Raw genomic sequence first — 13,958 nt, forward strand, 5'->3', positions numbered from 1 at the left:
GGTAGCCAAGTCGTCATACCGATTAAGAATGAATACAATCCACCAAAACCGTGCGTGCGGTTATAAGCTCCCGTCATTGCCCCTGGCAACAGGGGCAGGGATGAGGGATTGGACAACCGCATGCAGTTGCGCAGCACCGGCACGATGCCCACGCCTCCGTGGCACGCCGACACCGTCACCGGCACGACCTCGTTCGCGCTGCGATTCACCGGTTACCTGTACGCGGTCGGGCTGCGCGACGCGGTCGCCGATCTGATCGCCCGGCACGAACCCCTTCGTACGGTGGAATCGGCGGCGGCGCATCTGGTGTTAGCACCCGAGGCCGCGCCGATTCCCGATCTCGTTCCGGTGCTGGTCACGCCGGGCGAATTGTCCCGGGCGGTGGACGAATTCGTGACCGGGCCGATGCCGACCGCCTCGGCCGCACCCGTGCGGGCGCGATCGTTCCGGGTGCTCGGCGGTCTGGACGATCCGGCCGAACATCTGCTGGTGCTGGTGATCTCCACCCATGTCACCGACCGGATCTCCCCCGCCCGGCTGGCCCGCGATCTGATGACCGCCTACGCGGCCCGCCGCCGCAACCTGCCGCCGACCTGGAGCCTGCCGCGGCCGGTGCATCCGCTGCACGTCCACGAGCTGCGCCGGGTCGAACTGATCGAGGACGCGCTGTCGCTGGTCGAACGGCTCGCCACCGCAAGCTGATTCGGCTCACCCGCGCGGCAGCTCGACGGTGAAGGTCGCGCCCGCGCCGGGCGCGCTGGTCACGGTGACCCGCCCGCCGTGCGCCTGGACCAGTGCCTGCACGATCGACAGCCCCAGCCCGGTGCCGCCGCTGGCGCGGGTGCGGGAGCTGTCGGTGCGGTAGAAGCGTTCGAAGACGCGCGCCGCGGCGTCCTCGGACAGGCCGGGGCCCCGGTCGATCACCTCGACGCGCACCCGCTCGGCCTCCGGGGTGAGCCGCACCGTGATCGGCGTGCCCGGCGGGGTGTGCGCGACCGCGTTGCCGACCAGGTTCATCAGCACCTGCCGCAGCCGCCCCGCGTCGCCGGAGATCTCCAGAGTGCCTGTGCCCGAGGCGATGTCGAGATCGATGGGATGCTCTCGTTCGGCCATGACGCGAGCGCTGTGCACGACCTCCCCCGCCAGCGACAGCAGATCCACGGGCGCGCGGCGCAGGGGCCGTTGCGCGTCGAGCCGGGCCAACATGAGCAGGTCCTCCACGAGCACGCCCATCCGCGCGGCCTCGGCCTCGATCCGTTCGAGCACCAGATGCGGATCCGGGCTCGCCCCTTGGCGATACAGTTCCGCGAAGCCGCGGATGGTGGTGAGCGGGGTGCGCAGCTCGTGGCTGGCGTCGGCGATGAACCGGCGCATATTGGCCTCCGACCGCCGCGCGGCCTCCTCGGACGCCTCGGTGGCCGCGACGCCGTGCTGGATCTGGGCGAGCATGGCGTTGAGCGAGCGCGCGAGATGATCGATCTCGGTGTCCACGCCCCGCACCGGCACCCGGCGGTTCAGGTCCCCGCCCGCGATGGCGGCGGCGGTCTCCTCCACCTCGCGCAGCGGGCGCAGACCCCGGCGCACCACGAAATAGCCTGCGACACCGAGCAATACGAGGGCGGTGACGCCGGTGCCGGTCTCGAAGACGATGAGCCGGGAGACGGTGTCGCGATTGTCGGTGAGCGGCAACGCGATCACCGTGGAGCCGTAGTCGTTGGCGACGGTGAGCACCCGCCACTTCGTATCCCCGCCCGCCGCGGAATCGACCGTGACCGGACCGGATCCGTGCACCTCGGTCAGATCGGGCGCCGATCGCTCGCGATGGTCCAGATAGACCTCGCCGTCGGGCAGGCTGCGCACCTCGAAGAAGCGCCGCGGCTGATCGGCGTCCTGCGCCTGCGGCGGCGGGCCGGGCATCCCGGCCGGGACGTAGCGCACGCCCTCCGGCGAGTCGACGCGGGTCACCGGGCGCGGTTTCGCCCAGTCCCGCGCGGCGTCGTAGAGCTGATCATCGATGCGGGCGGTGAGCGATCTCGACAGCGCGGAGGTGACGGCGAAACCCGATGCGGCCAGGACGATTCCGGCCAGGGTCACCATCGCCACCACGAGGCCCACGCGCAACGGGATCGCCGAGACCCGGCGCGCGATTCCCGCCCGGGTCAGCGCTCTGATCATAGGTCCAGGTCTACCGCCGGGCGCTGGGAGCGGACTGCGTCGGTCCTGGGCGTTTGCTGAGCGCTCAGCCCACGCCGAGGCGCTCGATCAGCCGATCGATGAGCGGCCGCTGGCCCGCGGACAGTTTGGTCCGGGCGAGGTCCGGTGCGAACCACGCGGCCCGATCGATCTCCGGGAACGTCTGCGTCCGGCCCGAGCGCGGCGGCCATTCCAGTTCGAAGGTCCCCGGCACGACGTCGTCCGGATCGAGATCGCCCTCGACCGCCCACACCACGACCTGCTTGCGGCCGCCGCTGTAGCGCACCTCGCCGAGGTCCACCCACTCCCCCGCGGGCACCGGCAGCCCGAGTTCCTCGGTGAACTCCCGCGCCGCGGCCACCCGCGGCTCCTCGGCGCCGGGCTCGTACTCGCCCTTGGGCACCGACCACGCGCCCTCGTCCTTGCGCGCCCACAGCGGTCCGCCCATATGCCCGAGCAACACCTCCAGGCCGGGCCGCCGCCGATAGACCAGGACTCCCGCGCTGTATCTCATGGTCGCAGTCTGCCGTATCGAAACCCGCGCGCCGCCAACGGCTTACGCAGTCGTCTCGGACGAATCGCCGTCGCCGTCGTCGGTCGTGGAGACCCCGCCGCCGGTGGCCTCGGCGATGATCCCCAGGATCAGGAACAGCACCAGCAGCACCCGGCCCGCGGTGGACACGAGCAGCGGCCGGGTCGGCGAGTGCGGGGCCGTCCCCGCGGCCGGGGCGTCTCCGAACAGCCCCCACGGATACGCGGGCGTCAGCAGATACACATACGCCGAGGTCCGCAGGTGCAGCCGCAGCCCCGCCGCCGACGCCTCGAACAACGCCCGCGGCTGCCGCCCGAGCACTAGCACCACCACCCACACGACGATCGCCACACTCGACCACCCCGCGTACAGCAGATTCGTCACGACGAGCACCGGCAGCGCCAGCACCAGCCGGAAGAACACCGCCACCCGATTCAACCGCGTCGCCGCCGGAAACCCCACGCGCACCGGATGATCCGCGGGCGCCGCCTCGAACGTGAACGGCGGATACCGATCCACCACGAGCATCACATACGCCCCCACCCGCACCTCGTAGGCCACGATCCCCCGCAACACCTCCCCACACCACTGCGGCAACCGCCCCAGGACCAGCGCCGCGAACCACCCCACGATCACCACGACGAGGGCCGCCACTTGCAGCGCCCAGACCACGATCAGCTGCGGAATCGCCAGCAGCAATCGGAGCAGCACGGTCCACCGGCGTTGCGGGTAGGGCGCGAGAATATCCAGCTCGACGGGTTCGGGTGCCTCGGCGGCGGGCAGCTGTCCGGGGGCGACGGTCATATTCGCAGACGATAGGCAACTCGTCAGCGAATCGCGGGATCCACGCCGAGGTTTCGTTCGCGCGGTCGAACCGAGACGCGTCCGGAGGAAGTCGACGCCGAATTCGGAACCCCCGAACTCGAGCACCGAACCTTCGCAACGTTCAGTAAGTACCGTTCGAGCCGGAATTTACAAGGCGCTTAGACGTCCGCGTTTCCGATCCCCCGCGGTGATTCGAGACCGCCGTATTATCATGAGCCCTCCGGCAATTCACCGCGCGACGAAAGGGCTGTTACGCATGGCAAAGAAGGTCACCGTCGAGCTGGTCGACGACTATGACGGCGAGTCCAAGGCCGAGGAGACGATTCGCTTCGCCATCGACGGCGTCGAGTACGAAATCGACCTGTCGACACTCAACGCGGGCAAGTTGCGGGAAACGTTGGAGCCGTGGGTGAAACCCGCCCGCAAGGTCGGCCGGATCGCCAGGGGCAAGCGCACCGTCGGCACGTCGAGGACCTCGACGGACAAGGCACAGAGCGCCGCCATCCGCGAGTGGGCCCGCAAGAACGGTTACGACGTGTCGAGCCGCGGACGCATTCAGGGTGAGGTCATCGAGGCGTACAACAAGGCGAGTTAGCGGCTGCACCCTGGTTCCGGCTGAGCCATACCCTACGAATTCGGCGCTCGAGTAGCCTTTTCCGCCATCATCCCCAGAAACCGGCGCACCTCAGGCACTTTCACATAGGGCTGCAACGCGACAGCGGTCTCATTCAGACGCTTTTGCAGCCGGGCTGAAGCCAGATCCGAGACTGTCGGCAATGTCGCGGTGAGAACCGAGCAGGCCCGCGCGATGTCGCCGCTCTATCGGACGGCCTCTTGGTCCCTGTCGCGGCGGTCATCATCTCGGCCGTCGCACCGGCAAGCTGCCGCCCGACGGCGTCGCTGGAACTACCCGCGTCGAGCAGGTGCCGCACATAGCGAACCCGTCCTGGGCCAAGCCGCGCAGGCGATCACCCCGGTCACCAGGTCGAGGTCATGAATCTGGGTGACGGTCTTGTTGCCGCTCAACCGATTTCGCCCCTGACGAGCGGCTCATACGGCTTCGAGTATTTCCTCGAAGCCCTCGGCCGGAATACCGGACTCACCAGCCGAGCACACCGGCAGCGAATGAGGCGGTGAGTGCTCGACGACCGAGGACGCGGACACCGAGGGCAGTCGCACGACGGCCGGACACCCATCCGGCGACCGCCGTGGGCGTATACCCCTACTCCTCGACGGCGACGAAGTTCACCCTTCACCAGGACCCACCCCGGCCCGTTACCCAAGTCAAGGATCCGATCAGCCCATGGTCGAGTTGCTAGGACGGTACTCGAACCAGTGGCCGTCTGACCAACTCCGTCGAGTGATCGAGCGAGTCGACGTGTCTCCACTACGCCAGCCGGAGGGCCCTGCGCCCGTTCGGGTCCGGCGGCTGGGATGGCGGTTGTCGCCTGCCGTCGTCGCTGCGCTAGTGGCCGACTACGAAGCGGGCATGTCGACACTAAAGTTGTCCAAACGCTACGACGTGTCCAAGACCAGCGTTTTGAAGCTGCTCCGAGAGGCCGGGGTGCAGACGAGACAGCGTGGACTGAACGATCAACAAGTAGCACAGGCGGTAGAGCTGTACGGCGAGGGGCACTCATATGCTGAGATTGGGCGACGCCTTGGAAAGGCGAAGAGTAGCGTACGTGAGGTCTTGAGGCGAAATATCCGATGAATGACCTCACCTCGCCTAGGGTTTCGCGCGCCGTCTGTGTAGAGAATCCTGTGATCCCAACCTGATATATCCGGCTCAGCATTCTCGCCACAAGTAGGAATATTCTGCTATTGCAAGCGCCGATAGGTATGCGATACAATTGAGACAGAGCATTTACATCCGCAGCTCGAACCTAGTTCCAATGTCGTTTGAAATGGGTATTCGAGATGACGATCTCGAAATCGCTGCACGTAAATCTCGGCCGTGAGCCCCGTTACCAACGGGGATTTCTGGTTTCAGGGAGACGTGAATGTAAACAAAAACAAAATCCGGCTCGAGCGGCCGGTCTTTGCTTGTCGTTTGAAATGGGAACAAGTTGATTGCTTGGCGATTTGGTACTATCAAATCCTGAGCCATGCACCTTGTTATACTTCTAGTATTACAAATGTAATACGGAAAAGCAATGCTTTTATGCAAAAAACGTATTACATTTTTGACTAGCCCGCAGGTGTTATTTCGGCGCTGTCGTATCCTTTCAAGGATTCAGGATTTAAGCTCTCCAAGCTGTGGTTGATGAGTCGAGCAACCGCCAATAAGTACCAGCTGTTATGCCTCCGTTTCGGTATCAATGGGGAAACCAAGACTCCGAAGGTATGCTTGGATCATCGCAGTAAACTCTCCATCCGCAGCATCCAATCGGATGGTATCGGCCAAAATCTCGCGGCGAGGACCCGTCGCGGAATGCCAGCGATCCAGCATTTCCCATACCTTAGTCAGCCTCTCTGCCCGGGCATTTACCAGATCCATCCTGTTGAGCTTCAGTTGTTTAACGGTGACTTCTCCGCGCCCTGCTCCAAGGTGGGGGCTCAAGTACGGGCCAGAAAAACGTAGATGAGCGGTTATTGTGTCCTCGTAAGGATTAATCAACCCTTCGGTCTCATCATAGAAGTCGCCCTTCTCGGTATTACATACCTGACACGCCCAGGTCAGATTAGTCCATTGATGGGCCAGTTCGGGTCTAAGCGCCTTCGGGATCAGATGCTCAACATGTGGATACGAGATATCCGCCATAAGAGACTCGCAGTAGGCACACTTTCCCGAAGTCTCTTCGCTAAGAGTAGTCTTAATTTGTGGATCTCGCCAGTGTTCAGGTTTCCGTTCTTTCCTTTCTGCGACCGCAGCAACGTATGCCTCTGTCCATTCGTCTTCTTTTTCCTTGAGGATTGCCGGCTTCTCGCCTTTGGTTAACTGCCTCATGCTGACGTCCCTGGATTATCCCGGTCAGTCAAAGCAATAACGGCGTCAGGAAACTCCATGTCTAGGCCGCGTTCTTTAAGCTCGTTCCGAAGCGACCTCAACCGCTCGGCATCGAGGGGACCTGATGCGTATCGATCCACGATCTCATCAAATGCCTCTTCCGCCCACCTCGGCATAGTACTTTCGACGCCGAGCACTCGGCGTAACGTCGCATCTGCACTTGCTGCTTTATTGGCGTAGTCCAGTAGTCTCGATTCGACACGTTCAGACTCGTTATAGTCCAGTGCATAGACCGCTGAGTCAGGGGTTGCAGTTACGACAAATGGACTATGAGTGGCGACAATGAACTGCACTGCCGGAAAAGCTCTTAGCAAACTCGGCAGTATCTCCCGCTGCAAACTTGGGTGTAGGTGATTCTCTGGTTCGTCAAGTAATACAGTGAACGAAGGTTCTGTCCTCGACTTCAGAAAGATCTGCCACGAAACCTCAATTATTGCGGATAGGCCTCCTGAAACATCATCCAAAATGAAGTCACCGGAGCGCATTTGCACGATCACATCGGGGACGCGTACCCGCATACCGGTGTATCCCGCAGAGCGAGGCATTACTTCTTTCAGGACCTCTTGAAACCCAGTCCATACCGCAGTAGCTTCGGGATTGAAATCAACCGAATCATTTCCCCGCCCACCAAACGTTGCCGCCGCTATAAGTGACTCCTTTAGTGCACGTTGCGGGCTCTTGCCACTCCAGCTTCCCGCCCATCTCACGCGCAATTCATTGGTGAACTGCTCGAAAATCTGGTTAGCATCACCAAATAGAGTGGGAATCGTGTCGACTTGAGTGTAACTGTTTGTCATAGACCGGTGGGAGGTGAGGAAGGCACCCTTTACCTCTTGAGCGTGCGGCATATGGAGGTCGTAGTTAGATCGCTGAGATTCATTCGACGGACGAGTTGGCACGCTAATCGGCGCAGGCTCTCCAAAACCGTAAGTTAAGCTGCCAATCTCGACCATTGGCTCACTTACCACCGTGGTATCGTCTTGCTCATCAACTTTCTGTTTCCAGAAAGTCCACCACTCGACATCATCTTTTCCATCACGTCGCACAGGGGACGCGGAATAAGACTGCGACCAATTGAAGTGGCGACCAAGAATACCTAGAATCGTACTCTTACCTGTCGCATTGGCTCCTGTGAGAATTGTCAGGTGAGGGTGAAAGTCGATCTCTACTTTCTCAAACTGACGCCAGTTATGTAACGTTAACGCTTTGAAGCCCGGCGGCGGACTCGATATTTCATTTTCGGAACTTGTCACACTTTACTCCCCTGCATATGATAAAAGTAACAGAAATTGAAGGCATTGAGAATACTGTTCCGCGTCGCTATGGAGCTACCTTGCAGGTGGGTGGGGTCCGTTGCGCTTAGTTGAGCGCACTCCATCCTTTCCACGGCCGCTCGCTCATCTGGCCCTGAATGCACCGCAGCCGGTGATTGGCCTGGTCTCGCCATGCTGGATCGTTGGTGGCCACCTGCACCGCCATCGCCGTCATCCGGAACTCCCGGATATCGCGAAGCAGCTCGAACCCCTCCCACGCCGTGACGTCATACCCATAGACATCGCAAAACTCGCCGTACTGTTTCGCGCTGATCCACCCGAACGACGACCACTTGATCGCCGTGTGCACCAAGTCCCACTCCGGCGGCCCGATCGACGTCCGTTCCAGGTCGAGCAGGATCACGCGGCCGTCGTCGGCAGCCACGACGTTGCCCACCCAGGCGTCGCCGTGGATCACACACCAAGGCAGCCCCTCCGGCAGTTCACTCCACCGCTGCCGCAACTCGGCGAGGTGCTCGAACATCCAGCGTCGATCATCATCTGCGAGAACCGTTGCCGCCGTGAGCCTCTCTTCCAGGCGAACGAAGGGCGCGACCTCCCCGAGCGTGAAATTCGCCGGCGGCGCCAGCGCATGAAGCTGCTTGAGCGCGGCGGCGACCTGGGCGGGTGTGCCGTGATGGTGCGGCGGCAGCTCCCGCCAGAACGTCACCGATCGGTCTTCGATCTCCACGGGTTGTTCTACGCCCGGAACAGCTCGCACGGCGGATATGCCGGAGGCCCCCAGCCACCGCGCGACATTGATCTCACGTTGAGCAGCGGCGTTCTGGCCAGGCCGACTGATCCGCGCCACCACGTTGCCTGGTAGTCGGTAGATAGCGTTCTCGCTTCGGTGCAGCAGTTCCGCACCGTCGGCATCCTGCCCAACCTTCACGCAGGCAGCGTGCAGGATGCCGAGGGTGTCGTCCGCAGCTGACTCGGCGGTCATACACCCGCCACAGTGGCACCGATTCGAGTCCGAAGTTCTTCGACTTCGGTTGCCTTGCTGTGTTGTTCGGAAAAACCGGCCAGCTCGCGCAGATCGTCGGCTGCCCGCCGCGATCGAATGTGTCCGGCGTCGAGCAGCGCCGCATTGCCGAAGGCTGTCGCTTCATCCGGATCGCCGGTCGCCATCGTGAGCGACGCCAATTTGATACCCGAAATCGCTCTGGATCGGACGTATGTCTCGGTGTGCCCTTCTACGGCTGTTTGGAGTCGCGAGCGCGCTTCGGTGACGAACTGACCCTGAAGTGCCAGGTCGAACAGTGCGTGGCCGGTATCGCCGGAGTGCTGTGCTGCGTCGTAGTAACTCATCCAAGGCGGATCGTTCTGCGGTGCGGAATGGGAAAACTCGTCGTCGGCTTGTCCAACCGCCTGAGCTGCCTCCTCGACCCGATGCAACTTGGCGAGTGCCCGCGCTCGTGCCGAATGCAGCATGGCGCGCTCGGTCGCCGTCAGCCGGTCGGCGCGCACCATCGCGAGTTCGATGTAGGTCAGTCCGTCGTCCACATTGCCGCACCAGATCGCTTGGCGGGCCATTGACGAGAGCACCTTGCCGCGAAGGTGCCAGTCGCCGGCTTCTTCGGCACACGTCCAAGCCAAGCGGAACATACTTCGAGCGTCGGCATGGGCGTAGGCGTCGAAGGCCATGAACGCCGCGGTGTGGCCCAGGAACCCGACAGCGCTTTGCAGGTCGGTTCGATGCTTCTCCAGACAATGGGCGTTCAGCAGAGTCACGGCGTACCGGAGTTGCGCGGCGACTGCTTCTCGAACCAGCCCGCCCCCGTAGGTGTGGTCCCACGTGCTGAACTCGCGAGCAGTTCGGCGAATCTGTTCGATCTCGGTCGAGCCGACCAGGGATGGGACGGGGGTTGGCTCCAGGGTGTTCAGCAACTCAAGCAGCGGCGCGGCGGCCCCTGTCACCGTGACGCCAAGGGCGGCGCGTAGAAAGTCCTGGCGCTTCACATCTTCGAGCGTAGCGACTACAGCGCCCGGCAGTTTGAACCACAGCAGTTCAGGCGGGATGTTCAGGGCTTCAGCCCATCGCCGCAACTTGGACAGATTCTCCGGAGCCGAGCCCTTCTCCAGTCGGCTCAGCTGTGCTTGCGTCACCCCAAGCCATTCCGCAACCCGCTCTTGCGGCAACGGCTGCCGATGATACGGATGGTTGCGGTAGGCGTAGATCACGCGGCCCATATGCCAGGTGGCGAGTGCATCGCGCATCTGGTCGGTCTGCCAGAACGCCGGTGGTACGTCCGGCGGTCGATATAGTTCGCGGCGTGCGCCGAGAGTACAAGGGCCACAAAGTGATTCGCCGTTATAGCTGTTGAGCCTGCTCCCGCACCGAACGCAGTAGCGCTGCTGATCGGGTACGCGCGTCATGAGGCCACTCCGTTTTGGTCGTTTGGGGCACCTCATCACCCCGTTTGCCCTGGTCAGATGACGTTACCACCGGTTTTCTCGGGCGGATATGCATTCCATGTATATCGCGCATTCGCCGTGGTCGTGGTGGCGTATCGGCCCGAAACCGACCCTGGGGACCGGACACACCCGGTCCTATCGAAAGGGGTTGGCCATGCCATTGAGCCTGGTAGTGCCCATCTTTGGCCCACCGGCCGCAGGAAAAACGACGCTCACCCTTCACCTCGGCCTGTCACCCGGTCGGACGATCTTTCGCCTTCGTGAGCATGTCCCCAAGGAGGTACTTGCCGCCACTGCTACCGATAGCGCCCGCCTCGGCTGGATCGACGAGTTCACCGTCGCCGATGCGCTCCGTGCATATTTCGCGGGCGTTCAGGCTGATCCCACGGTGCACACGGTCCTCCTGGACAACTTCCCCGGTTCCGGCTCGCAGGTAAGCCAACTGCTGGCAACAATCTGGCCGCTGGTGCCACCCGTCCATATCGAGCCGGTCGAGATCGTAACGGACGCAAAAACTCTGAAACAGCGAGCCCAGCACCGCAAGGTCTGTCATCGGTGCGAAGACGATCCGATTCACGACCCTCGGCTCCCTGCCGTTCCCGCACAGGACGACGACTGGGCGTGTAGTCGGTGCGGCGGCCTGCTCCATCCCAGGCGCGGGGACTCGCCGCGGCTGTTCAAAGCCCGGCTCCAGCGCTACCACCAAGCGGCCGAAGGCATTCGGGAGGGCTTCACCGCCTCCGGTCTCGCGGTCACGCAGCTTGACACCACCAACACCATCGACGGTGCAGCCAATCTGCTTGCACCACTTCTAATTTCACGGAGTCCAGTGTCATGACGAGTACCAATCTGCCTATGCCGTCACTGAAGCCCAGCGGCAATGGGTACGGCCACGCACGGATGCCCAGGGGCGGCAATGTCCCCGAGCCACAGAAGATCGACCGCGTGGCGTACGGGCGATTCCGCAACGTCTACCTCTACATCACGGAGGCCTGCCAACTGCGGTGCGAGCACTGCTACATGGGCGAACGGCTGGAGCGAGCGCTGAAAATGCCGCTCCCGAAGATCGTGGACACGCTCACCACCTGGCGCCGGCTGGGCGGGAGCAAATTGACCATCCTCGGCGGCGAACCGACGCTGCACCCGCACTACTGCGAGGCGATCCGGCTCAGTCGGCAACTCGGCTACGAGCACGTCATCACCACGACGAACGCCCAGAAACCCGCCCTCCGCCGCTTCCGCCAGCTCACGCCGGATGACTTCGCCTACGTGCAGGTCAGCCTCGACGGCGGCAGCCAGGAAACGCACGACGCCGTGCGCGGCGCTGGCACCTTCGATGAGGCATTGGAAACCACGCGGGAGTTGGCCGAACGCGGTTTCGACGTCCGGATTATCTGCACCGTCAACAAAGCCAACGAGCGAGACGTGATGCAGCTCCTCGCCATTGCCGATGTGCTGGGCGTCAGCCTGGTGAAGTTCCACGTGTTCTCGACCATCGGGACTGGTCACGGCAACGCCGATATGGCCATGACACCGCCGGAATGGGTGGACTTCTGCGATCGGCTGAGCGAGATTGCACCGCAGTACAAGACGCGAGTGTGGTATCAGCCGACGTACGCCCGGCGCGATCAGATGGAGCGCTACGCCGCCGAGGGGTATCAGGGGTGCATCGGCCGCACGCTGGACCGGATCTCGATCTTTCCGGACGGCCGTTGCTACGTCTGCTCGTACTTGTTCGACACCGAATTGCACTTCGCGCAAATGGTTGACGGCCACGTCCAGCTCAACCACGACGTCAACGAGTTCGATCTGTTCACGCAGCCTCTGACCGAAAGCGCTTGCGGCGGCTGCAAGGCGGGAGCCTGCATGGGCGGCTGCCCGGCCGAAGAGGTCGTGATGGGTCAGTCCTCGTGCGCGGCCTACGACGACATCGTGCCGGTTTGCCGGTTGTGGAAATCCAGCGCAAAGCCCGAGGAGTGAAACCGATGGACGACATGGATCGCGTGGTCGAGGAACTGTGCTGGATCGACTGGAACGACATCGACGAGGTCGAGATGATGTGCCGCGCCGCCCTCGATGAACTGGTGGCGAACCCGAGCATCGTCCGGGGCCGGCTGGCCGACCTGGTGAACCGGCCGGAGCTGCTGAAGCTGTGCGAGCACTACGACATCCTGGACAAGATCGTGCTCGCCAGCGAGGACGATCCGGGCGTGCGGCTGCGGCTACACGTCTTCCTACCAGGCTATTTCGACCGGCCGCACAATCACCGCTGGAGCTACGCCAGCAAGATCCTGCGCGGACACTACCGGCATTACCTATTCGGAAACGCCGAGCTGGACGAACAGGTTGAGCCGGACAAGCTGCCCGTCCTCCATGTCTGTGAGGAACCGGTAGGCACGACGTACGCCCTGCATCACTCGATGGTGCACGCCGTCGTCGCGGAGCCGTTCACCGCGAGCCTCGTCATCCGCGGGCCAGCGGTCAAAGAAAAGTTCCTGGTGATGGACCGGCACACCAACGAGGCATGGTGGCAGTTCGGGGCGAAGGACGAGCGCAAAGAGGAGGCGCAAAAGAAGCAGATGAGCCGAGCGCGGTTCGCGGAGGTATCTGGCTGGTTGGAGGAATGGGGCGTGGCCTGAACCACTAACCGAGAGATCCGTATCCGGCTATTCGGCTGGATACGGATTTTTTCGTGTTTCGCCGCGCCTATGGACTATTCGATACCTCAGTTATTAAATACTCATTAAACGGTAATTGGAATGTCGAGCATTATCGTCATTTTCTATTGTCAAGCTTCTATTTAGATGTTATCGTAAAAATCTACTACTGATAGTAGTAGTTGCCGAACCGGCACATTCCCGCGAGAACCATCTCGCACATCTCTCCGAGAGGATCTAGAAATGGCAGGCCATTCTTACGAACCTGGTTGCCCTTGCTCCTCGTGCAAACGGGGTTGGCAGCCGCCGCACCAGAGGCGGCAGTCGCAGCCCAAGAAGAAGCCGCGCAAAACCGGCAACTTCGAGAGCAAGCAGAAGGACGGCACCACCCTCTACGGGCCGAGGGAAACCGAAGGCAGGCCGGGCCACAAACACGGCCACCGAGGTGAGAATTTCAACCGCTCGCCTCACAGCACCATCGGCTCCGCCGCGCTCGGCGATGCTCACAACTCCGATGAGCACAAGCACGACCGCACGCACCGCTGGTGAACACTCGGTTGGCTCGACCCGTTCGGGGTCGAGCCAACCGGGCTCATCACACTAGAATTTATCTAATTAGACTATTATGAACGAACCAACCAACCCAAAACGGCTTGACGAAACGCAACTTCGATTAAAAGTCTATTCTGAACCGACATCGAAGAAGCTTCGCCCCTACATCGTCGAATACTTACGTCGGCGAGCGGCTGAAGCTCGGGCGGTTTCAAACGAAGACATGCTTCGCGGGAAGGGTGCAGGATGGGGCGACCCAGCAGGTTATATATGCGGCGCCCTGGCCTGGCAAGGTGCTGATGGCGTCGAAGGTGATGACTGGATAACCGAGGAGGATGAACCGGAATTATTCCAAGCACTCCAACTTTCAGGGAAGTTGGACATCGACACTAACAACCAGACTGCCTGGGATGAGCTACTGGCGATTATAGATAGACTGTAGGTTCCGAGAGTATTCT

Annotated in this window: 14 protein-coding genes; 7 read left to right on the top strand and 7 right to left on the bottom strand. The window is 62.1% G+C overall.

Features of this window, described 5'->3' with window-relative positions; genetic code table 11:
- Nucleotides 1–120: 120 nt before the first annotated feature.
- The gene (locus tag ACFYTQ_RS27670) at nucleotides 121–702 is read left to right on the top strand and encodes a hypothetical protein (protein WP_387367134.1); all 582 of its coding nucleotides are present in this window, start codon (nucleotides 121–123) and stop codon (nucleotides 700–702) included.
- 6 nt (nucleotides 703–708) lie between these two features.
- On the opposite strand, the gene ACFYTQ_RS27675 is transcribed toward ACFYTQ_RS27670, so the two are convergent.
- From ACFYTQ_RS27675 to ACFYTQ_RS27685, 3 genes are all read right to left on the bottom strand, one after another.
- Nucleotides 709–2,175 carry a sensor histidine kinase gene (locus ACFYTQ_RS27675; protein WP_387367137.1) on the bottom strand — a complete coding sequence of 489 codons (1,467 nt, stop codon included), beginning with the start codon at nucleotides 2,173–2,175 and terminating at the stop codon, nucleotides 709–711.
- 64 nt (nucleotides 2,176–2,239) lie between these two features.
- Nucleotides 2,240–2,707, bottom strand: a complete 468-nt coding sequence (locus ACFYTQ_RS27680; protein ID WP_387367140.1) for an NUDIX domain-containing protein — start codon at nucleotides 2,705–2,707, stop codon at nucleotides 2,240–2,242.
- Between the two features lie 42 nt (nucleotides 2,708–2,749).
- Nucleotides 2,750–3,529 (bottom strand): DUF4389 domain-containing protein, encoded by a 780-nt coding sequence (locus ACFYTQ_RS27685; protein WP_387367143.1) that lies wholly within the window; start codon nucleotides 3,527–3,529, stop codon nucleotides 2,750–2,752.
- Nucleotides 3,530–3,806: 277 nt separating this feature from the next.
- On the opposite strand from ACFYTQ_RS27685, the gene ACFYTQ_RS27690 reads away from it, so the two are divergent.
- Nucleotides 3,807–4,145 (top strand): Lsr2 family protein, encoded by a 339-nt coding sequence (locus tag ACFYTQ_RS27690; protein ID WP_387367529.1) that lies wholly within the window; start codon nucleotides 3,807–3,809, stop codon nucleotides 4,143–4,145.
- A 1,704-nt stretch (nucleotides 4,146–5,849) separates the two neighbouring features.
- On the opposite strand, the gene ACFYTQ_RS27695 is transcribed toward ACFYTQ_RS27690, so the two are convergent.
- The 4 genes from ACFYTQ_RS27695 to ACFYTQ_RS27710 all read right to left on the bottom strand — a co-directional run bounded on the left by ACFYTQ_RS27695 (nucleotide 5,850) and on the right by ACFYTQ_RS27710 (nucleotide 10,252).
- A complete protein-coding gene (locus tag ACFYTQ_RS27695; protein WP_387367146.1) occupies nucleotides 5,850–6,500 on the bottom strand; it encodes an HNH endonuclease in 651 nt (216 codons plus the stop codon).
- Nucleotides 6,497–7,813: an AAA family ATPase gene (locus ACFYTQ_RS27700; RefSeq protein ID WP_387367149.1), complete on the bottom strand. Its 1,317-nt coding sequence runs from the start codon at nucleotides 7,811–7,813 to the stop codon at nucleotides 6,497–6,499. Before ACFYTQ_RS27700 ends, ACFYTQ_RS27695 begins: the two co-directional genes overlap by 4 nt.
- Nucleotides 7,814–7,919: 106 nt before the next feature.
- Nucleotides 7,920–8,819, bottom strand: coding sequence for a phosphotransferase enzyme family protein (locus ACFYTQ_RS27705; RefSeq protein WP_387367152.1), 900 nt, complete (start codon nucleotides 8,817–8,819; stop codon nucleotides 7,920–7,922).
- Nucleotides 8,816–10,252: a helix-turn-helix domain-containing protein gene (locus ACFYTQ_RS27710; RefSeq protein ID WP_387367154.1), complete on the bottom strand. Its 1,437-nt coding sequence runs from the start codon at nucleotides 10,250–10,252 to the stop codon at nucleotides 8,816–8,818. Before ACFYTQ_RS27710 ends, ACFYTQ_RS27705 begins: the two co-directional genes overlap by 4 nt.
- Before the next feature lie 193 nt (nucleotides 10,253–10,445).
- Between ACFYTQ_RS27710 and ACFYTQ_RS27715 the strand changes: the two genes are divergently transcribed.
- The 5 genes from ACFYTQ_RS27715 to ACFYTQ_RS27735 all read left to right on the top strand — a co-directional run bounded on the left by ACFYTQ_RS27715 (nucleotide 10,446) and on the right by ACFYTQ_RS27735 (nucleotide 13,942).
- The gene (locus ACFYTQ_RS27715) at nucleotides 10,446–11,129 is read left to right on the top strand and encodes a hypothetical protein (protein ID WP_387367157.1); all 684 of its coding nucleotides are present in this window, start codon (nucleotides 10,446–10,448) and stop codon (nucleotides 11,127–11,129) included.
- Nucleotides 11,126–12,271 carry a radical SAM protein gene (locus ACFYTQ_RS27720; RefSeq protein ID WP_387367160.1) on the top strand — a complete coding sequence of 382 codons (1,146 nt, stop codon included), beginning with the start codon at nucleotides 11,126–11,128 and terminating at the stop codon, nucleotides 12,269–12,271. Before ACFYTQ_RS27715 ends, ACFYTQ_RS27720 begins: the two co-directional genes overlap by 4 nt.
- A 5-nt stretch (nucleotides 12,272–12,276) precedes the next feature.
- Nucleotides 12,277–12,930 carry a hypothetical protein gene (locus ACFYTQ_RS27725; protein ID WP_387367163.1) on the top strand — a complete coding sequence of 218 codons (654 nt, stop codon included), beginning with the start codon at nucleotides 12,277–12,279 and terminating at the stop codon, nucleotides 12,928–12,930.
- Between the two features lie 261 nt (nucleotides 12,931–13,191).
- The gene (locus ACFYTQ_RS27730; RefSeq protein WP_387367166.1) at nucleotides 13,192–13,497 is read left to right on the top strand and encodes a hypothetical protein; all 306 of its coding nucleotides are present in this window, start codon (nucleotides 13,192–13,194) and stop codon (nucleotides 13,495–13,497) included.
- A 76-nt stretch (nucleotides 13,498–13,573) separates the two neighbouring features.
- Nucleotides 13,574–13,942 (top strand): hypothetical protein, encoded by a 369-nt coding sequence (locus ACFYTQ_RS27735; RefSeq protein WP_387367169.1) that lies wholly within the window; start codon nucleotides 13,574–13,576, stop codon nucleotides 13,940–13,942.
- The last annotated feature ends 16 nt before the right edge of the window (nucleotides 13,943–13,958 follow it).

Origin of the sequence: Nocardia sp. NPDC004068, from assembly GCF_042874315.1 — a bacterium.
GTDB lineage: Bacteria > Actinomycetota > Actinomycetes > Mycobacteriales > Mycobacteriaceae > Nocardia.

Bases quoted from the DNA above. Each gene is read 5' to 3' on its own strand.
- ACFYTQ_RS27670 (WP_387367134.1), top strand. From the start codon at position 121: ATGCAGTTGCGCAGCACCGGCACGATGCCCACGCCTCCGTGGCACGCC.
- ACFYTQ_RS27675 (WP_387367137.1), bottom strand. From the start codon at position 2,175: ATGATCAGAGCGCTGACCCGGGCGGGAATCGCGCGCCGGGTCTCGGCG.
- ACFYTQ_RS27680 (WP_387367140.1), bottom strand. From the start codon at position 2,707: ATGAGATACAGCGCGGGAGTCCTGGTCTATCGGCGGCGGCCCGGCCTG.
- ACFYTQ_RS27685 (WP_387367143.1), bottom strand. From the start codon at position 3,529: ATGACCGTCGCCCCCGGACAGCTGCCCGCCGCCGAGGCACCCGAACCC.
- ACFYTQ_RS27690 (WP_387367529.1), top strand. From the start codon at position 3,807: ATGGCAAAGAAGGTCACCGTCGAGCTGGTCGACGACTATGACGGCGAG.
- ACFYTQ_RS27695 (WP_387367146.1), bottom strand. From the start codon at position 6,500: ATGAGGCAGTTAACCAAAGGCGAGAAGCCGGCAATCCTCAAGGAAAAA.
- ACFYTQ_RS27705 (WP_387367152.1), bottom strand. From the start codon at position 8,819: ATGACCGCCGAGTCAGCTGCGGACGACACCCTCGGCATCCTGCACGCT.
- ACFYTQ_RS27710 (WP_387367154.1), bottom strand. From the start codon at position 10,252: ATGACGCGCGTACCCGATCAGCAGCGCTACTGCGTTCGGTGCGGGAGC.
- ACFYTQ_RS27715 (WP_387367157.1), top strand. From the start codon at position 10,446: ATGCCATTGAGCCTGGTAGTGCCCATCTTTGGCCCACCGGCCGCAGGA.
- ACFYTQ_RS27720 (WP_387367160.1), top strand. From the start codon at position 11,126: ATGACGAGTACCAATCTGCCTATGCCGTCACTGAAGCCCAGCGGCAAT.
- ACFYTQ_RS27725 (WP_387367163.1), top strand. From the start codon at position 12,277: ATGGACGACATGGATCGCGTGGTCGAGGAACTGTGCTGGATCGACTGG.
- ACFYTQ_RS27730 (WP_387367166.1), top strand. From the start codon at position 13,192: ATGGCAGGCCATTCTTACGAACCTGGTTGCCCTTGCTCCTCGTGCAAA.
- ACFYTQ_RS27735 (WP_387367169.1), top strand. From the start codon at position 13,574: ATGAACGAACCAACCAACCCAAAACGGCTTGACGAAACGCAACTTCGA.